This is a genomic window from Pseudomonas sp. PDM26 (assembly GCF_019219185.1).
Classification (GTDB): Bacteria; Pseudomonadota; Gammaproteobacteria; order Pseudomonadales; family Pseudomonadaceae; genus Aquipseudomonas.
Genome location: NZ_JAHUWC010000002.1, coordinates 430,260 through 448,940 on the forward strand (window position 1 = coordinate 430,260; position 18,681 = coordinate 448,940).

Below are 18,681 nucleotides of genomic sequence, written 5' to 3' on the forward strand. Positions count from 1 at the left end.
CCGGCCTGATTGAATAAGGACATTCACGCTGTGACCACCTACTCCCCCCTCATCCGCCGCCTGTTGATCTGCTCTTTGACCATCGTCGTCAGCCGCGCCATCACCAGCCCTCTGCTCACACTGTTCGTCAGCGACAAACTTGGCCTCAACCAACAGGACGTTGGCTTGCTGCTCGGCATTGCGGTGTTCGTCGCCACCCTGCTCTCCCTGTACGGCGGCTACATCATCGATCGCTTCGAAAAACGCCGGCTGCTGATCCTCGCCATGCTTTCCAGCGCCATCGGCCTGGTGCTGCTGACATTCGCCGAAAACCTTTACCTGACCACGATGACCCTGATCGTCACCGAAACCGCGTCGGCGCTGTTTCTGATCGGCTCGAAAGCGATTCTCAGTGATAACCTGCCTGTGGGTCAGCGCGCCAAGGCGTTTTCCTTGAGCTATACCCTGACCAACATTGGCTACGCCATCGGCCCGATGCTCGGCGTGGTGATTGCCGGCCTGTATACCAGTGCGCCGTTCCTGATAGCAGCGGCCATCGCCTTTTTCAGTATTTTCCTGATGACCGGGATCGCGAAGGACCCGGTGCGTTCGTCTGTCACCGGTCAGGCGCAGAGCTTCCTCAAGACCCTGATCACCCTGAAAAACGACCGCACGCTGATCATGTTCACCGCCGGTTGCCTGCTCAGCACCGTGGTGCACGGGCGCTTCACGTTTTATCTGTCGCAGTACTTGCTGGTGACCAGCGATTCGAAAAACACCATGGACGTCATGGCCGCCCTGCTGGCCTGCAACGCGCTCAGCGTGATTCTCCTGCAATATCAGATCGGGCGCTTTCTCAAGCGCGAGCAACTGCGTCAGTGGATTGTGGCCGGCACGGGCCTGTTCATCCTGGGCCTGATCGGTTTCAGCCTGGCCGATAGCCTGATGAGCTGGTGCGTGGCGATGTTCATTTTCACCCTCGGCGAAATGATCATTTACCCGGCCGAGTTCCTGTTCGTCGACACCCTGGCCCCGGAAGAACTGCGCGGCAGTTATTACGGCGCGCAAAACCTGGCCGCGCTCGGTGGCGCCCTGAGTCCTGCGATCAGCGGCTTTCTGCTGATGCACACGCCCGCACCGACGATGTTCTATGCCTTGAGCGCTCTTGCGGCATTGGGCGGACTACTGTGTTTCATGAGCGGCCGTCGAGTGCCTTTACAGCAAAATTAATGCACTGAAAGCTCATTAATATGAATTTGTCAGTAGCTGGATTGAACGGCACACTGTGCGCGTTCCTCCCCCAACAGTTGGAACACCTTCAAGGGCTTTCTGGGCTTCCCAGCCAAGCCCTTTTTTTTGCCTCGATTTTTCTGCCGGAGTTTTTCTCGGAATGCTTGCTCGCTGGTTGCCCGCCGCCATCAACACCCGCCCCACCGAATGGAGCCGCGCCGCCATCGGCATGGCCTTGGGGACACTGATGAGCGTGTGGCTCTGTAGCCAGGTGTTCGGCATTGAGGTGGCCCAGCACCTGATTGGCCCGCTGGGGGCGTCGGCGGTGCTGTTGTTTGCCGTATCTTCGGGCGCGCTCGCGCAACCCTGGTCGATTCTCGGCGGCTACTTGAGCGCTGGGGTGATTGCCTTGCTGGTAGCCCATGTGTTGGGCCGAACCCTCGGCAGCGCTTGCCTGGCCGCGGGCATGGCGTTGATCCTGATGTGCTGGCTGCGGTGCCTGCACCCACCGGCCGGTGCATTGGCCTTGACCCTGGTGCTGGCCGATCCGGCAACCATTGCCATGGACTGGAGAGCCATTGAACCGGTGATGCTCAGCGGGGCGACGATGCTGCTCTGCGCCCTGGCCTACAACAACCTGACCCGCGTTCGTTACCCCAAGAGTGCCAGCGAACCGGTGGCCAGGATCCCTGCCGATCACCCGCCAGTCGACAGTCAGGCCATCACCGCCGAAGACCTGAAACTGGCGCTGGCTGACATGGAGGCGTTCTATGACGTCACGCCCGAAGACCTCGAACAACTGATCCAGGCCAGCCAGCTGCACGCCAAACGCCGCAGCGTGGGCGAGGTGTTCGCTCCACGACTGTAAGCCACTGACTTGGCGGCTCTTTTGCCGTGGCCGGAATCAGGATTCTCGCCGAGGCCGGCCTGCATCGGCGCAACATGCTGATCGTGGCGATTTCCCTCGCCATGGGCCTGGGGGTGGCGGCGGTGCCGGAAGTCTTGCGTGAACTGCCCAAGGCCCTGCACAACATTTTCCAATCGCCCATCACCGTCGGCGCGCTGTGCGCTATCGTTCTTAATATCTTCCTGCCCGAGGAATTCATCGAACTGGAAGAGGACGAATTCGATCCGCAGGCCTCAGTGCTTCAAGTGATGCAGAACCCCGATGTGACCGCCAGGGATGAACCCGCAAAGGCTACGGTGGTCGCACAGTCAACCCGCTAGCCCTTTTTCAGATGAGAGCACGACCATGCGCAGCGTTCACGCGGTCCTGATTTCCCTCCTGCTCTGCCTGAGCGCCTGTTCCTCACTGCCCAATCGAGACCCGTTGAAAGTCAACGTCGTGGGCATCGAGCCCCTGCAAGGCGAGGGCATGGAAGTGCGCTTTACCGTGAAAATCCGCGTGCAGAACCCCAATGACACCACCCTCGTCTACAGCGGCGTTGCGCTGGACCTGGACATCAACGGCCAACCCTTCGCCTCTGGCGTCACCGATGAGAGTGGCTCGATCGGGCGTTTTTCCGACACCGTCGTGAGCGTGCCGGTCAGCGTTTCGGCACTTTCGGTGATCCGCCAGACCTATGGCATCAGCCGGATGAAAACGCTTAACAACATGCCCTACATCCTGCACGGCAAGCTCTCGGGTGGGGTGTTCAACACAATGCGTTTCGTGGACAGTGGCACACTCAAACTGCCGGGATCGACCACTGGCAGCCGTTAGCCTGCGAAGAAATGACCGTTGCGCCGCTGAATTCATTCGGCGTCATTCAGAATCAGGCTACGGTAATGCCCAGGATTGGACCCCGACCACTTGCGAAACGCTTTGTAGAACGAACTGACATCCGCGAACCCCAGCCGCGTGGCGATCTCGCTGAAGCTGATCGCGGGCTCGGCCAGCCAGACAATCGCCAGTTCCTTGCGCACGCCGTCCTTGAGGCCTTGATAGGTTTGCCCTTCTTCGGCCAGTCGGCGGCGCAGGGTTGATGCCGACATGCACAGGCGTTGCGCCAGGACTTCGGTTTCCGGCCAGTGTTCGGCCGGCAGATGGCGTAGATCGTGTTTGATGCGACTGGCCAGGCTCTGCGGATCGCGGTACTTGACCAGAATGTTCGCCGGCGCATGGGCCAGGAATCGCTTGAGTTCTTCAGGGCTGCGCTTGATCGGCAAGTCCAGGCAATCGGCGGAGAAAATCATCCGCGTGCGCGGACGGTCGAAACGCAGGTTCTCGGAAAACATCACCTGGTAGTCATCGCAGAAATCCGGTTTCGAACAGCGCAGTTCGATGGCCAGGATTGGAATCCGCCGCCCTGCCAGCCAGCAGGCAACGCCGTGCACGATCATCCAATAGGTGAAATAGGTGAAGGCCCGGCGCGGTTCCTTGTCGTCCTCCAGCAGGACGATTTCCGCCAGGCTTTGTTGGCGCACCAACTGCGCCGGCAGGTGCTCGAGGATCAACGACAGAAACGCCAGGCCGCTGGACAGTCCCGCCGCCACGTTGGGCTGGAGCATGGCGCTGCGACACAGAAACGCAAAGCTGCCGGATTTCAGTTTGCGAGGGTCCATGCCAAAAAACTCATCGTCCCCGCGCCGTGCCAGCAGCCGCCACAGGCGCGCATAAGCCGTGGCCGGAACGCGGGCGCCGGTGTTGCCCAATAGCAGCGGGTCGATGCCAACCTTGATCAACACCTCGTCCGTGGCAATTCCCGGCGCGCAGCTTTGCAACAGTGCTTCACGCACCAGTTGGATGGAGATGGTGTCTTTTTCCGACATGGATCGCGGCAAGCCCTGTTCTTGTTCGAGTGGGGGGCATATTAGCCGAAACCACCCGCCTGGCGCTGATCCCTGTGGGAGCGAGCCTGTTCGCGATGGCTTTGTGTCAGGCGATGAGTATTTTGTGGGTGTACATATCCGTTGCTGCGGTAATGGCCACTTAGGGTTCCGCCCTGACGGCGGGTCACTTGGAAAAGCCCCAAGTAACCAAGGGCTCTTGCCCCTGACATTCGGTGCCTCGCTGTGGCTCGGCATGCCCTCGCTCCGGTCCTGCTCCGTGGGCCCGCCGCGATCGGCCATCCATGGCCGTACGCGGCTAACCCGGCATCCATGCCGGGTTGCCCACTGCGCAGAACCTGCGCTCAGCCTCACGAGGGGGCGTGAACCGCAAAAGCCAAAGCGAGGCGGCCTACCGGCCGGCCTGGCTTCATGCGTACGCAGTTCCCCGTAGGAGCTGTCGAATGCAACGAGGCTGCGATCTTTTGGCTTTATTACTGACATACAAGATCAAAAGATCGCAGCCTTCGGCAGCTCCTACACAGTGATACATCCGCAAAATCCGGTCTGCTGGCAGGCCTGGTTCTTCAGGCGTGCGCACTTCCCCGTAGGAGCTGTCGAGTGCAACGAGGCTGCGATCTTTTTCAGAGGATGCGATAGAGCAATCGCTCGATGCGCACACGACTCACGCGCTTGAGGAACCTGGCTACGCCCGCCGGGTACTCGGCGAGGGTTTCCAGGTTCTGGAAATGCTCGATACGCGAGGTGTGCCGGAAGATCTCTGTCAGCTCATGGCGACGCGGCTCCAGCAGTTCGCCATGGGGATCATCGATCAACAAGGCGTTTTCCAGATCGAGTCGAAACGCCCGCGGGTTGAGGTTGTTGCCGGTCAGCAAGGTATAGCGCCGGTCGATCCACATGCCCTTGAGGTGATAGGTGTTGTCGCCATCACGCCACAGGTGCAGGTTCAACTGGCCGCTGTCGATGTTGCGCTGATGGCGCTTGGCAAATCGGCGCAAGCTGATTTCGTACAGGTACGGCAGCGTCGAAATGACCCGGAACGGTTCGCTCGGCGGAATGTAGAAGTCGTTGGCCGTCTTGTCGCCGACCACAATGTCGATCTTCACCCCACGGGCCAGCGCACGGTTGATCTCGCGGATGATCGCCAGCGGCAGGTTGAAGTACGGTGTGCAAATGATCAGTTGCTGCTGGGCGCTGGCAATCAGTTCGCAGATCACCCGGTTCAGCGAATTGTTCTTGCCGACGCCAAGCAACGGGCTGACAGACAAACCGCTCCTGTCGGTGGTGCCCCGCGAAGTGTCGTACGCCGCGTGCTTGAGGCGGCTGCGCAGGTCGCCGATGTCATGGCGCAGGCTGCGGGTGGTCGGCAGGTTCGGCAGGTCAAGGCGGTGCACCGCCTTGGAAGCCACCAGGCCGTGCTGCACCAGGTGCTGCATCGAATCGGCCAGATCACGATTGTGCAGCAGGTGATAGCGGTCGTAGCGGTACTTGTCGAACTTGTGCAGATAGACGTTGTTCAGGCTCGCGCCGCTGTAGATCACGCAGTCATCGATCACGAAGCCTTTGAGGTGCAACACGCCGAACAGTTCGCGGGTCTGCACCGGGACACCGTAGATCGGCACTTCGCTGGCATGGGTGCGGGTCATTTCCTGATACCAGGCGCAGTTGCCCGGTTGCTTGCCGGCACCGATCAGGCCGCGCTGTGCTCGCAGCCAGTCGACGACCACCACTACGTCCAGTTCCGGACGCGCCAGCTTGGCCGCGTGCAAGGCATCGAGAATTTCCTGGCCGGCTTCATCCTGTTGCAGGTACAGCGCAACGATGTAGATGCGCCGGGTCGCGCCGGCGATTTTCTCCAGCAGGCAACGACGGAATTCGGCAGCACCAGAGAGGATGCCGACGGCGTCGGCCGTCAGCGGAAAACTGCGCAGTTTGGGCAGCAGGGAACGTTTGAAAAGCAACGGCATAGGGCTCGCAATTGGGTCGAATCCGAAGAGCCCCAGAGCTTACACCATGCAAAGGTTCGGGTCTTGTTACTGTCTGTAAAGACGCCATCGCTGGCAAGCCAGCTCCTACAGATTAACCGCGTTCCCCCTGTAGGAGCTGGCTTGCCAGCGATGGCAATTTCAAGGTCGCGCAAAATAATTATTGACCAAGGAGAACGATCGTTCTACTGTCAGCGACATGAACGAAATCACGAGCAATGACACACGCAACATCATTCTGGATGTCACCGAAAAGCTGATCTACAAAAGTGGCATTGCCGCCACTGGCATGGATCTTCTGGTGAAAACCGCCGGCGTCTCCAGAAAGAGCATTTACCACTACTTCGCCAACAAGGACGATCTGGTTGTGGCCGCCCTGCAACGCCGCGACCAGCGCTGGATGCGCTGGTACAGAGGCGAAGTCGGCCAGGCACAAACCCCGGCCGAGCGGCTGCTCAACCTGTTTACCGTACTCAAATCGTGGTTCGCTTCCGATGGCTTCCGCGGCTGCGCCTTCATCAACACCAGTGGCGAAACCGGCGATCCGCAAGACCCGGTGCGCCTGGTCGCCAAAGAGCATAAACAGAAGCTGCTCGACTACGTGTGCGAGCTGTGTACCGAATACGGCGCCGAGGATCCGCAGCTGCTGGCCAGACAACTGCTGATCCTGATCGATGGTGCCATTGCAGTGGCGCTTGTAATGGGTGATCACAGTGCCGCCGATAATGCGCAATGCATGGCGCGAAAGTTGTTGGACCTGTAGCAACTTGACCAAGCTCGACCCAATGTTTGAACTTTAACTTGATACGGAGACTTGAAATGTCTAATGCCGAAGTTCGTCCGCCATTACCCCCTTTCACCCGTGAATCGGCCATCGAAAAAATTCGCCTGGCTGAAGACGGCTGGAACTCCCGCGACCCCGAGCGCGTGTCCCTGGCCTACACCCTGGACACTCAATGGCGCAATCGTGCCGAGTTCGCCCACAACCGCGAAGAGGCCAAAGCTTTCCTGACCCGCAAATGGGCCAGGGAACTGGATTATCGGCTGATCAAGGAACTCTGGGCCTTTACCGACAACCGCATCGCCGTGCGTTATGCCTATGAATGGCATGACGACTCGGGCAACTGGTTCCGCTCCTACGGCAACGAAAACTGGGAGTTCAACGAGGACGGCCTGATGGCCCGCCGCTTCGCCTGCATCAATGACATGCCGATCAAGGAAAGCGAGCGCAAGTTCCACTGGCCGCTGGGACGTCGTCCTGACGATCACCCGGGGCTGTCAGATCTTGGCCTGTAAACCGTACCAATCCCTGTAGGAGCTGGCTTGCCAGCGAAGGTGTCGTCAGGACTGGCATCAATGATGGCTGACACTCCGCCTTCGCTGGCAAGCCAGCTCCTACATTGGTTTTGTGTTGTGCAGGTGGTTAAGATGCTGCCCTTCCCCGCAGTCCTTCCTGCACCCGCCGAATAAGCCGAACCCATGCCTTTCGAACTCAGCGTTGACCTCTCCACCCTGGCCATCCTGGCCCTTGTCGCTTTTGTTGCCGGTTTCATCGACGCCATCGCCGGTGGCGGTGGCCTGTTGACCACCCCGGCCTTGCTCACTGCCGGCCTGCCGCCGCACCTGGTACTGGGCACCAACAAGCTCAGCTCGACCTTCGGTTCGGCGGTTGCCAGTTTTACCTTTTACCGCCGCAAGCTGTTCCACCCCGCGCAATGGATGCACGCCATCATCGGTACCCTGGTCGGCGCGCTGACCGGTGCCGTGGTCGCGCATTACCTGCCGGCGGAGTGGCTGAACAAAATGCTGCCGGTGATCGTCTTCGCCTGTGGCGTTTATCTTTTGTTTGGCGGCACGCCGAAAGCGCCAACGGACAGCGATGCACCGGTCAAGAAAAAGTGGCAGTCAACCCAGGGCTTCAGCCTCGGCTTCTATGACGGCGTGGCCGGCCCCGGCACGGGTGCGTTCTGGACCGTGAGCAGCCTGCTGCTCTACCCCATCGACCTGGTGAAAGCCAGCGGTGTGGCGCGCAGCATGAACTTCGTCAGCAACGCGGCAGCGCTGTCGATCTTCATCTTTTCCGGTCAGGTGGACTGGATCATTGGCCTGTGCATGGGCTCGTCGTTGATGGTCGGCGCGTTCTTCGGTGCCCGCACCGCCATCAGCGGCGGTGCGAAATTCATTCGTCCGGTGTTCATCACCGTGGTGCTGGGCCTGACCGTGCGCCTAGCCTGGCAGCACTGGTTCAGCGTGGCCTAAACGCCGCGCCACATAGAGATCGATCAGGTAACGGGCAATCGAGCGTGACGCCGGCAACGGCGGCAGCTCGTGCACGTTGAACCACTGGGCGTCCTCGATCTCGTCTTCCTGACAGACGATCTCGCCGCCGGCGTATTCGGCATGAAAGCCGAGCATCATCGAGTGCGGGAACGGCCAGCACTGGCTGCCCATGTACTGGATGTTCCTGACCTCGATGCTCACCTCTTCGCGAACCTCGCGAATCAGGCAATCCTCGGCCGATTCGCCCGGCTCGGCAAACCCGGCCAGGGTGCTGTAGACACCCGGCACAAAGCGCGGCGAACGCCCCAGCAGAATCTCGTCGCCGCGGGTCACCAGCACGATCATGCTCGGTGAAATCCGTGGATAGCTGCGCAGATCGCACGGCTGGCAATACATTGCCCGTTCGCGCGGCACCTGAATCATGGCCTGGCCGCAGTTACCGCAAAAGCGATGTTCACGGGCCCAGGTGCCGATCTGCGCGGCGTAACCAAGCACCTTGTAGAGCGTGTGATCACCCTCCAGCATGAACGCCCGCAGGCCTTTCCAGTTGCAGCCCGGCACTTCGCTTTGACTGCGCAGCTCCAGCAGATAGACCGGCTCGCCATCGAGATGACCGATGCCATGCTCGGCGAGAATCGGCAAATCCTGGCGCTTGAGCCATTCGCGCGCAAACAGCGCGCCATTGTCATCGAACAGAAAGCCTTCGGGGCTGCGCGCGATAGCCCAGCCGCCGGGTTGATCGGTGTCCAGTACTGCGGTGGTCCAGCGAGGAATCATGGTTAATCAATCCAGAAATTCGGGTTTCTGTTTGCTCATATGGGCGGCCATGGCCACGCGCAGATCGGTGGATTGCAGCATGGCGGCGTTCCAGGTAGCGATGTATTCGAGGCCGTCATCGATGCGATGGTCGCGCATGTAGCTGATCATCTCTTTGGTGCCGGTGACGGCGATCGGCGACTTGCCGGCGATTTCGCGGGCAATGCCCATGACGCCGTCGAGCAGGCTGGCGTTGTCGCTGTAGACGCGATTGACCAAGCCCATGCCCTGCGCCTCGTCGGCGCCAAACGTGCGACCAGTGTAAGCCAGTTCGCGCAGCATGCCGTCACCGATGATCCGCGGCAAGCGTTGCAACGTGCCGACGTCGGCGGCCATGCCGATGTCGATTTCCTTGATCGAAAACTGTGCGTCCTCGGCGGCATAACGCATGTCGCACGCGGCAATCAGGTCGATGGCGCCACCCAGGCAGTAACCCTGAATCGCCGCAAGCACCGGTTTGCGGCAGTTATCGACGGCATTGAACGACGCTTGCAGGGTGAGGATCTTGCGCCGCAGCAGGCGTGCGTTGCGTCCGACGTCCTTGCCCAGTTCATTGGCCACGCCCGCCAGCATCATCAGGTCGATACCCGAGGAGAAATGCTTGCCTGCGCCGCTGAGAACCACCACGCGCACCTCATCGGTGTCGTCGATCCACTGGAAGATCTCGACGATTTCGCTCCAGAACGCAGCGTTCATCGAGTTGATCTTATCCGGGCGGTTGATCTGCACATGGGCGATTTTATCGACCAGTTCGACGTTGAACGCGCTGTACCGAGACATGCCAGTGATCCTTTTGCGGGCAAAAATGAGGCCCGAACTATAACAAGGCACCAAGGTGGGCAGTAAGGCAGTGGTTCGGCCAAATGCAGGACTGGCCAGACTGCACCTTAACAGTGCACCACCACCAAAACGTGGCGCACATTTATGTGACTGCCCCGTGACTTTTTGCGGCAAAAACGCAAAAAAACATGCACTTCGTCGGGGCATTTGCACCTCGATCAGGCACGTCCGTACCGCTACAAACCGATTGTCGAACAATTTTGCCATCCGGCCTTCACCGCTCTAAGTTCTGGCCTAGACTCATTTTCTCGAGACGAAACCGGCTGGTCACAAAGTGGAAAAATAGTCGAAACTTTTTCCAATACCGATCGGTCCTCTGAAAAGACGGTGCGTTGCGACTGGTGCAATCCTTGCAGTGGCTCATTCACCCATTCTGCTTCAGCGCATTGGGCAGCGCTTGCTCACTGATGCGTAGCGCGTTTGCGCCCGGCCACGGAAATTGGCCATGGAACACCGTTTGCCAGACCTAAGAATTAGATCAACAACACGGGAGATTCATATGACCAGTACGGCATTGGAAATACAGGGAGAGCGTGCTCATCAGGTCGGTGAGTCGAGCACCGTAACTGCCGCAAACACCCAACCCGTCAGCGTTCCTGGCAGCAGGACGCTGACCCCGGTAGCCAACCGGAATCCGAACCGTAAAAAAGTCTTGTTCGTCACCTCGGAAATCGCCGACCTGGTGAAAACCGGTGGCCTGGGCGACGTTTCCGCGGCGCTGCCGCGGGCCATGGCCCATCTGCACGATGTGCGGGTGTTGATCCCGGGTTACCCGCAGGTGCTGCACAGCGAGAACCCCATCCATATCATCGGTGAGCTTGGCGGTCATGCTGCGTTGCCACCGTGCAAGATCGGGCGCATGGACATGCCCGACGGTTTGGTCATTTACGTACTGATCTGCCCCGAACTCTACGAGCGCGAAGGTTCGCCCTACGGCGCCAACAACGGCCGCGACTGGCCGGACAACCATATCCGTTTCGCCCGCCTGGGCCTGGCAGCGGCCGATATCGCCGCCAACCTCGCGCAAATCCACTGGTGCCCGGACCTGGTGCACGCCCATGACTGGCCGGCCGGTCTGGCCCCTGCTTATATGCACTGGCGTGGACAGCGCACGCCCACCCTGTTCACCATCCACAACCTGGCGTACCAGGGCGTGACCAGCCTGGGTTCGTGCCCCGAATTGGGCATCCCCCATCACGCGCTGCAGCAGGAAGGCATGGAGTTCTACGGCAAGATGTCGTTCCTCAAGGCCGGCATGGCCTATTCGAGCCACATCACCACGGTCAGCGCGACCTATGCCCAGGAAATCACCACCCCGGATTTCGGCTGCGGTCTCGACGGTTTTCTCGCCGCCAAGACCCAGCAAGGCCTGCTCAGCGGGATTCCCAACGGCATCGATGAAAGCTGGGATGCGGCGACCGATCCGCACCTGTTCTGCCCGTTCAGCATTGGCGACTGGGAGGGCAAGGCCGTGAACGCCGCCCATGTCCGCGAGCTGTTCGGCCTGGAACATTCCGAAGGCCCACTGTTTGCAGTGGTCTCGCGGCTGGTTTATCAGAAAGGCCTGGACCTCACCGAGGCGGTCTCCGAATACATCGTCAAAAACGGCGGACAGATCGCGATCATCGGTCGCGGCGAGCCGGAAGAAGAACAGGCCATGCGTGAACTGGCCCTGCGTTTCCCCGGGCAGATCGGCGTGCGCATTGGCTTCAACGAAACCGACGCCCGGCGCATGTTCGCCGGCAGCGACTTCCTGCTGATGCCGTCGCGTTACGAGCCGTGCGGCCTGAGCCAGATGTACGCCCAGCGTTTCGGCTCGTTGCCGGTGGCACGCAATACCGGTGGCCTGGCCGACACCATCGAGAACGGCGTGACCGGTTTCCTGTTCGATGAATCCACGGTGCAGAGCTATCAGGAAGCCCTGAGTCGCGCATTCAAGGTATTCGCCTTTCCCGACCTGCTGCACGCCATGCGCTGCCGGGCCATGGCCGCGCCGTTCAACTGGTGCAAGGCGGTCGAACCCTACGCCGAACTCTATGAACGGCTTGTGGCGAAAGCGTTGGGGAAATCGAACAAACAGTAAGAGGCTTTCAAGATGCCGTTACGGACCCTTGAGACCTGGCCTCACGGCGCAATCATGCTGGACGCAGAGCACACGCAATTTGCGTTGTGGGCGCCAGATGCGTTCTACGTCAGTGTCGAACTGGAAAATGGACAGTCCTTGCCGTTGCTGCCCCAGGCCGACGGCTGGTTCGTGAGCAACACCCGATGCCCGGCAGGCACGCGTTACCGCTACAGCATCGACGGCGAACTGCAAGTGCCCGACCCTGCCTCCCGCGCTCAGGCCGGCGACATTGACCAGCCCAGCGTGGTGGTCGATCCGTTGGCCTATGCGTGGCAACACAGTACCTGGCTGGGACGACCGTGGAACGAAGCGGTGATTTATGAGTTGCACGTCGGTGCGCTCGGCGGCTTCACTGCCGTCGAGCAGCATCTGGGACGCCTGGTCGAACTGGGTGTCAGCGCGATCGAACTGATGCCCATCGCGCAGTTTCCCGGTGAGCGCAATTGGGGCTATGACGGCGTCCTGCCCTACGCGCCCCAGGCTTCATACGGCTCACCCGAGCAGCTCAAGCACTTGATCGACACCGCCCACGGCCACGGTCTGGCGGTGATTCTCGACGTGGTCTACAACCACTTCGGCCCGGACGGCAATTACCTGCATCGTTATGCCAGTGCTTTCTTTCGCGAAGACCGACACACGCCCTGGGGCGCGGCCATCGACTTGCGCCGTCGCGAAGTACGGGACTTCTTCATCGAAAACGCCTTGATGTGGCTGCTGGAATACCGTTTCGACGGATTGCGCCTGGACGCGGTGCACGCCATCGAAGACCCGGATTTTCTTCAGGAACTGGCACAACGGGTGCGCCAGCAGACGGGACCGGCGCGGCATGTCTGGCTGATGGTCGAGAACGAACACAACCAGGCCAGCCTGCTCGAACAGGGTTACGACGCGCAATGGAATGATGACGGCCACAACGCCCTGCACGTATTGCTGACCGGCGAAACCGACGCCTATTACGCCGACTACGCGCAAAACCCCACCGAACAACTGGCGCGCTGCCTGAGCCAGGGTTTCGTGTTCCAGGGCCATCTCAACCGCCATGGTGTGGCGCGCGGTGAGCCCAGCGGGCATTTGCCGCCCAACGCCTTCATCCTGTTTTTGCAGAACCATGACCAGATCGGCAATCGGGCGTTCGGCGAGCGCCTGCATCAACTCGCCCACCCACAAGCGCTGCGCGCCGCCACGGTGTTGCTGCTGCTGTCGCCGATGATTCCATTGCTGTTCATGGGTGACGAGTTTGCCGTCGAACAACCCTTCCTGTTTTTCACCAGCCATCACGGTGAATTGGCAAAACGGGTACGCGATGGCCGGCGCAACGAGTTCGCGGCGTTCAGCGCGTTTGCGGACCCGCGTCAACGCGAACACATTCCGGACCCGAACGATCCGCAGACATTTGCAGCGTCCCGCCCTGTCCTGCCCTCGATCGGCCACAGCGAGATGCACGACCTGTACTGCCGACTGTTGCAGATCCGGCACCGGCTCATCGTCCCGCACTTGCCGGGCACCCAGGCACTGGGCGCCGACGTGCTGGGCGACGGCGCGGTCAGTGCAGCCTGGCGATTGGGCGATGGCAGCCAACTGCGCATTGACCTGAACCTCAGCGACAGGCCCGTAGGCCACACCTCACAGACCGGTGCCGCGTGGTTGTTCGAATACCCGCCAGAGAGCGCCGGCCTTCTGGACCAAGGCACCCTTGCCCCGTATTGCGCGCTCGTCAGCCTCGCCGCCGCAGCCCCTTTGCTACCCCCTATGGAGAGCGTCCATGAGTGATGCGCAACTGGAAATTCTGGCCAGCCGTGCCGGCCTCGCGGTCGACTGGATCGACGCCAACGGTCGCCCGCAAAAAGTCGCGCCTTCAGTGTTGCGCAACGTGCTGAGCGGCCTTGGCCACCCGGCCGGCAGTGCCCAGGAAATCGACGCCAGCCTGCTGGAATTGCAAACGGCGCAACAGACCCATCACTTGCCGCCATTGATCACCGCCGACGTGGGGGTGGGCCTGGACCTGGCGCGTTATTTCGAGCCCCAGACCCCTTGCGAAATCCACCTCGAAGACGGTTCGCGGCTCAACCTGAAACTGGACGCCAGCGCGGTGCTGCCGGGGCTGGTACCGGTCGGCTATCAACAGGTCAGTATCGATGGACAAACTTTCACTCTGGCGGTGGCCCCGTCCCGTTGTTACAGCGTGGCCGACGCCGTGGATAACCCCATTCCTCGTGCCTGGGGCCTGAGCGTGCAGTTGTACGGATTGCGCCGCCCCGGCGATGGCGGGTTTGGTGACACCCAGGCGCTGGAAGACCTCGCCCGGGTGGCCGGCGAGCGTGGCGCCGAGGCGCTGGCGATCAGCCCGTTGCATGCGATGTTTTCCAGTGACACCCAACGCTATAGCCCGTATTCACCGTCCAGCCGTTTGTTTCTCAATAGCCTTTACTGCGCCCCCGGCACCATTCTCGGCGAACGCGCCCTGCGTACCGCCATCGATGCAACCGGCCTGGCCATTGAACTCAAGGCGCTGGAAGAACGCCCGCTGATAGACTGGCCAGCCGCCGCCGAAGCCAAGTATCGGCTGCTGCAGTCGCTGTACGAAGGCTTCGTCCAGGGGGAACACCCGTTGCACGAAGACTTCAGCAGTTTTCGTCACGCGGCGGGCGAAGCGCTGGAAAACCACTGTCGCTTCGAAGCCATCCAGGAGGCGCGCGCCGCCCGCGGTGAACACCTCGACTGGCGGCTGTGGCCCGAACCCTGGCGCAACCCGCGTAGCGCCGAACTGGCGGCATTCGCCGAAGAGAATGCCGGGCGCATCGGCTTCTTCGCCTTCTGCCAGTGGCTGATCACGCGCTGCCTGGAGCGCGCGCAAACCGCCGCCCGCGCCAGCGGCATGAGCATCGGCCTGATTGCCGATCTGGCCGTCGGTGCCGATGGCGGCGGCAGCCAGGCCTGGAGCCGTCAGGACGAACTGCTCGCCGCCCTCACCGTCGGGGCGCCGCCGGACATTCTCAACCGCAGCGGCCAGGGCTGGGGGATTTCCGCGTTCTCCCCCGAAGGCCTGGTACGCAATGGTTTCCGTGCCTTCATCGAAATGCTGCGGGCCAATTTCGCCCATTGCGGTGGCTTGCGCATTGATCACGTCATGGGGCTGCAGCGTTTGTGGGTGATCCCCAACGGCTCGCCGCCGGCCGACGGCGCCTACCTGTATTACCCGGTGGACGACCTGTTGCGTTTGCTGACCCTGGAATCCCATCGTCACCAGGCCATCGTCCTCGGTGAAGACCTCGGCACCGTGCAGGATGGCCTGCGGGAAAAACTCATCGCCCGTTCGATACTCGGCATGCGGGTGTTGCTGTTCGAACAGGACAACACGCACTTCAAGCCGATCCTCGACTGGCCGGACAACGCCCTGGCGACCACCAGCACCCATGACCTGCCCACCCTCAACGGCTGGTGGCATGGCCGCGATATCGACTGGAACGCCAGGCTCGGCATGATCGATGCCAGCACTGAAATCGAATGGCGCCAGCACCGCGAGCGCGAGCGTGAGGGCCTGCGTCGGGCGTTGAGCCAGGACCCGCAGAACTTCCGCGAAGAGTCCCACGAAACCGACCAGGTGCTCGATGCCAGCGTGCGCTTCCTTGGCCATACCCGGTCGCCGTTGGTGTTGCTGCCACTGGAAGATGCCCTTGGCGTGGAACAACAGGCCAACCTGCCGGGCACCATCGATACTCACCCGAACTGGTCGCGGCGCTTGCCCGGATACAGTGAGGCCCTGCTCGATGGAGCGGATGCCGCGCGGCGTCTGGAACTGCTCGCCTGTGCGCGACTTCAGGCGACCGAGCGTGATCGATGACTCAAGTGCCAAGCCGACCACTGCGCGCCACGTTGCGCCTGCAATTTCATAAAGGCTTTACGCTGGAAGATGCGGTGCCACTGGTGCCGTATTTCGCCCGTCTCGGCATCAGCCATATCTACGCTTCCCCGCTGTTACGCGCGCGCGCCGGGTCAATGCACGGCTATGACGTGGTGGACCCGACAAGGGTCAATCCGGAGCTGGGCGGTGAGGCGGCGCTGCGCAGTCTGGTCGATGCCCTGCACGGGCACGACATGGGGTTGATCCTCGATATCGTCTCCAACCACATGGCGGTCGGCGGCAGTGATAACCCCTGGTGGCTGGATTTGCTGGAGTGGGGGCGCCTGAGCCCCTACGGCGAGTTTTTCGACATCCAGTGGCACTCGCCCGACCCGTTGATGGAGGGCCAGTTGCTCCTGCCGTTTCTGGGCAGCGACTATGGCGTCGCGTTGCAGGACGGCACCCTGCCCCTGCGCTTCGATGCCTGGCACGGAAGCTTTCATGTCGAGTACTACGAACACCGCTTTCCCATTTGCCCCTGGGATTACGGCGAGCTGCTCAAGGTCGATGCGCCGCTCGATACGCAACAGGCCGAACAACTCAAATCCCTGGCCGATCGCTTCAGCACCCTGAGCTACCAGACCGATGCCCACCGCCTGGCGCGACCGCTGAAAGCAGAACTACGCGACCTGGTCGGCGATCCGGCCATTGCCCAGGCCATTGACCAGCACCTGAAAAACTACGACTCAGTGACCGGCGAAGGCTTCCAGCGCCTGCACAACCTGCTGGAGCGCCAGAGCTACCGCCTGGCCAGTTGGCGCACCGCCGCCGATGACATCAACTGGCGGCGCTTCTTTGATATCAATGACCTCGGTGGGCTACGCGTCGAGCGTCCCGCCGTGTTCGAAGCCACCCACGCGAAGATCTTCCAACTGGTGGCTGAAGGGCTGATCGACGGGTTGCGCATCGACCATATCGACGGCCTTGCCGACCCGCGGGGCTACTGCCGAAAACTGCGCCGTCGGCTCGACAGCCTGTCCGCGGGACGCCACCTGCCCATCTACGTCGAGAAGATCCTCGGCGAAGGCGAAAGCCTGCCTCGTGACTGGTCGGTGGATGGCACCACTGGCTACGAATTCATGAACCAGTTGTCACTGCTGCAAACCGACCCCAGGGGTGCGCAGGCGCTGGCCGAGCGCTGGAAGCGTCACAGCGGGCGGTCCGCCGACTTCTCCCAGGAAGCACAACTGGCCCGTCAGCAAATCCTCAATGGCTCCCTCGCCGGGGATTGCGAAAGCGTCGCCCAGGCGTTGCTGCAAGTGGCCCGGGACAATCTCATGACCCGTGACCTGACCCTCGGGGCCATTCGCCGGGCCTTGCAGGCATTGATCGTGCATTTCCCGGTGTACCGCACCTACATCAGCCCCCTTGGCCGGTCAGCCCAGGACGAGGTGTTTTTCCAGCAGGCCATGGCCGGTGCCCGGCAAACCCTGGGCGAGGCAGACTGGCCGGTGCTCGACTGCCTGGCCGGCTGGCTCGGCGGTGAACCCTGGCGGCGGCGCCCGGCCGGTCGCCAGCGCAAACGCCTCAAGCACGCCTGCGTACGTTTCCAGCAACTGACTTCGCCGGCAGCGGCGAAAGCGGTCGAGGACACCGCGTTCTATCGCTCGGCAGTCCTGCTCTCGCGCAACGATGTGGGGTTCAACACCCAGCGGTTCAGTGCGCCGGTTGCCGACTTTCATCAAGCCTGCATCGAGCGCCTCGACACCTTCCCGGACAATCTGCTGGCCAGCGCCACCCACGACCACAAGCGCGGGGAAGACTCACGGGCGCGGCTGGCGGTATTGAGCGAGCGCAGCGACTGGTACGCCGACCAGATCGGTCTGTGGCGCACCCTCGCCCGACCACTGCGCAGTGACGATCAAGTGCCGTCGGCGGGCGATGAGTTGATTCTGTACCAGACGATCCTCGGCAGTTGGCCTCTGCAATTGCGTTTCGATAATCCGCTGGCGCTCGAAGACTACGCAAAACGCCTGAAGCAATGGCAACGCAAGGCGCTGCGCGAAGCCAAACTGCAAAGCAGCTGGAGCGCGCCCAATGACACTTGTGAGCAGGCGAGCGAGGACTTCATCCAGCGCCTGTTGCTCAGCCCCGAAGGTGAGCTGTTGCGTACGGCCTTGGCCAAGGCTGCTCGTTCGATTGCCGTGCCCGGTGCACTCAACGGTTTGGCGCAAACCTTGCTGCGCATGACCGTACCCGGCGTGCCGGATCTGTATCAGGGCAACGACTTCTGGGACTTCAGCCTGGTCGATCCGGACAACCGTCGCCCGGTGGATTACGCCAGCCGCCAGCAGGCACTGCAGCAAACGCTGGACCTGCCGGACTTGTTGCTGAACTGGCGTGACGGGCGCATCAAGCAGGCCTTGATTGCGCGCACCCTGGGTTTGCGTGCCGAGCATGCCGAGCTGTTTCGGCGTGGCACTTACCAGGCCCTGGAAGTGGTGGGCAGCGAGGCCCATCGAGTGCTGGGCTTTGTCCGTGAACGGGAGGGAAAACGCGCCATCGTGATTGTGCCGATACGTTGTGCCGAGCTGCTGGAAAACGGTGCCGAGCCACAGGTCAACGCGCCGCTGTGGGGCGATACCCGGGTCAAATTGCCGTTCACCGTCCCTGACGAAAATCTGAAGGGACTTTTTTCCGGCGTCGCAGTCACACAACACAGGGAGCTGCTGGTCAGCGCCGCGCTGGGGGATTTCCCGGTCAATCTCATTATTCAAACTACCCACACTTGAGTT

The 18,681-nt window shown here is 61.4% G+C and carries 14 protein-coding genes and 1 pseudogene; 11 read left to right on the plus strand and 4 right to left on the minus strand.

Going from position 1 to position 18,681, the window contains the following annotated elements:
• Positions 1–30: 30 nt before the first annotated feature.
• The 4 genes and pseudogenes from KW849_RS05890 to KW849_RS05905 all read left to right on the plus strand — a co-directional run bounded on the left by KW849_RS05890 (position 31) and on the right by KW849_RS05905 (position 2,932).
• Positions 31–1,209 (plus strand): MFS transporter, encoded by a 1,179-nt coding sequence (locus KW849_RS05890; protein ID WP_218428536.1) that lies wholly within the window; start codon positions 31–33, stop codon positions 1,207–1,209.
• A 160-nt stretch (positions 1,210–1,369) separates the two neighbouring features.
• Positions 1,370–2,077, plus strand: coding sequence for an HPP family protein (locus KW849_RS05895; RefSeq protein ID WP_218428537.1), 708 nt, complete (start codon positions 1,370–1,372; stop codon positions 2,075–2,077).
• 14 nt (positions 2,078–2,091) lie between these two features.
• Positions 2,092–2,436: pseudogene (locus KW849_RS05900) on the plus strand (xanthine permease XanP); the annotation flags it as partial.
• Positions 2,437–2,461: 25 nt separating this feature from the next.
• Entirely contained in the window at positions 2,462–2,932 is a 471-nt protein-coding gene (locus tag KW849_RS05905; RefSeq protein WP_218428538.1) for an LEA type 2 family protein, read from the plus strand.
• A gap of 32 nt (positions 2,933–2,964) precedes the next feature.
• Here KW849_RS05905 and KW849_RS05910 read toward each other — a convergent pair whose 3' ends face one another.
• Positions 2,965–3,981: an AraC family transcriptional regulator gene (locus tag KW849_RS05910; protein ID WP_218428741.1), complete on the minus strand. Its 1,017-nt coding sequence runs from the start codon at positions 3,979–3,981 to the stop codon at positions 2,965–2,967.
• A 641-nt stretch (positions 3,982–4,622) separates the two neighbouring features.
• Complete coding sequence (pssA, locus tag KW849_RS05915) at positions 4,623–5,966, minus strand: CDP-diacylglycerol--serine O-phosphatidyltransferase (RefSeq protein ID WP_218428539.1); 1,344 nt, start codon at positions 5,964–5,966, stop codon at positions 4,623–4,625.
• A gap of 217 nt (positions 5,967–6,183) precedes the next feature.
• Here pssA and KW849_RS05920 point away from each other — a divergent pair, with 217 nt between their 5' ends.
• From KW849_RS05920 to KW849_RS05930, 3 genes are all read left to right on the plus strand, one after another.
• On the plus strand, positions 6,184–6,747 hold the full coding sequence (locus KW849_RS05920) for a TetR/AcrR family transcriptional regulator (protein WP_218428540.1): 564 nt from the start codon (positions 6,184–6,186) through the stop codon (positions 6,745–6,747).
• A 56-nt stretch (positions 6,748–6,803) separates the two neighbouring features.
• A complete protein-coding gene (locus KW849_RS05925) occupies positions 6,804–7,280 on the plus strand; it encodes a nuclear transport factor 2 family protein (protein ID WP_218428541.1) in 477 nt (158 codons plus the stop codon).
• Between the two features lie 183 nt (positions 7,281–7,463).
• Positions 7,464–8,243 (plus strand): TSUP family transporter, encoded by a 780-nt coding sequence (locus KW849_RS05930; RefSeq protein WP_218428542.1) that lies wholly within the window; start codon positions 7,464–7,466, stop codon positions 8,241–8,243.
• On the opposite strand, the gene nudC is transcribed toward KW849_RS05930, so the two are convergent.
• The gene (gene nudC, locus KW849_RS05935; protein WP_218428543.1) at positions 8,211–9,041 is read right to left on the minus strand and encodes an NAD(+) diphosphatase; all 831 of its coding nucleotides are present in this window, start codon (positions 9,039–9,041) and stop codon (positions 8,211–8,213) included. The genes KW849_RS05930 and nudC overlap by 33 nt on opposite strands.
• Before the next feature lie 6 nt (positions 9,042–9,047).
• The gene (locus KW849_RS05940) at positions 9,048–9,860 is read right to left on the minus strand and encodes a crotonase/enoyl-CoA hydratase family protein (protein WP_218428544.1); all 813 of its coding nucleotides are present in this window, start codon (positions 9,858–9,860) and stop codon (positions 9,048–9,050) included.
• Between the two features lie 559 nt (positions 9,861–10,419).
• Between KW849_RS05940 and glgA the strand changes: the two genes are divergently transcribed.
• Genes glgA through KW849_RS05960 form a run of 4 tightly spaced genes read left to right on the plus strand, consistent with a single transcriptional unit; the run spans position 10,420 to position 18,678 of the window.
• Complete coding sequence (gene glgA, locus KW849_RS05945; protein WP_218428545.1) at positions 10,420–12,003, plus strand: glycogen synthase GlgA; 1,584 nt, start codon at positions 10,420–10,422, stop codon at positions 12,001–12,003.
• Between the two features lie 12 nt (positions 12,004–12,015).
• Entirely contained in the window at positions 12,016–13,815 is a 1,800-nt protein-coding gene (gene treZ / locus KW849_RS05950) for a malto-oligosyltrehalose trehalohydrolase (protein ID WP_218428546.1), read from the plus strand.
• Complete coding sequence (gene malQ, locus KW849_RS05955; RefSeq protein ID WP_218428547.1) at positions 13,808–15,886, plus strand: 4-alpha-glucanotransferase; 2,079 nt, start codon at positions 13,808–13,810, stop codon at positions 15,884–15,886. The genes treZ and malQ overlap by 8 nt, the downstream gene beginning before the upstream one ends.
• Positions 15,883–18,678 (plus strand): malto-oligosyltrehalose synthase, encoded by a 2,796-nt coding sequence (locus KW849_RS05960; protein WP_218428548.1) that lies wholly within the window; start codon positions 15,883–15,885, stop codon positions 18,676–18,678. The genes malQ and KW849_RS05960 overlap by 4 nt, the downstream gene beginning before the upstream one ends.
• The last annotated feature ends 3 nt before the right edge of the window (positions 18,679–18,681 follow it).

Bases quoted from the DNA above. Each gene is read 5' to 3' on its own strand.
- KW849_RS05905 (WP_218428538.1), top strand. From the start codon at position 2,462: ATGCGCAGCGTTCACGCGGTCCTGATTTCCCTCCTGCTCTGCCTGAGC.
- treZ (WP_218428546.1), top strand. From the start codon at position 12,016: ATGCCGTTACGGACCCTTGAGACCTGGCCTCACGGCGCAATCATGCTG.
- glgA (WP_218428545.1), top strand. From the start codon at position 10,420: ATGACCAGTACGGCATTGGAAATACAGGGAGAGCGTGCTCATCAGGTC.
- nudC (WP_218428543.1), bottom strand. From the start codon at position 9,041: ATGATTCCTCGCTGGACCACCGCAGTACTGGACACCGATCAACCCGGC.
- KW849_RS05910 (WP_218428741.1), bottom strand. From the start codon at position 3,981: ATGTCGGAAAAAGACACCATCTCCATCCAACTGGTGCGTGAAGCACTG.
- KW849_RS05940 (WP_218428544.1), bottom strand. From the start codon at position 9,860: ATGTCTCGGTACAGCGCGTTCAACGTCGAACTGGTCGATAAAATCGCC.
- KW849_RS05960 (WP_218428548.1), top strand. From the start codon at position 15,883: ATGACTCAAGTGCCAAGCCGACCACTGCGCGCCACGTTGCGCCTGCAA.
- KW849_RS05920 (WP_218428540.1), top strand. From the start codon at position 6,184: ATGAACGAAATCACGAGCAATGACACACGCAACATCATTCTGGATGTC.
- KW849_RS05925 (WP_218428541.1), top strand. From the start codon at position 6,804: ATGTCTAATGCCGAAGTTCGTCCGCCATTACCCCCTTTCACCCGTGAA.
- KW849_RS05930 (WP_218428542.1), top strand. From the start codon at position 7,464: ATGCCTTTCGAACTCAGCGTTGACCTCTCCACCCTGGCCATCCTGGCC.
- malQ (WP_218428547.1), top strand. From the start codon at position 13,808: ATGAGTGATGCGCAACTGGAAATTCTGGCCAGCCGTGCCGGCCTCGCG.
- KW849_RS05895 (WP_218428537.1), top strand. From the start codon at position 1,370: ATGCTTGCTCGCTGGTTGCCCGCCGCCATCAACACCCGCCCCACCGAA.
- pssA (WP_218428539.1), bottom strand. From the start codon at position 5,966: ATGCCGTTGCTTTTCAAACGTTCCCTGCTGCCCAAACTGCGCAGTTTT.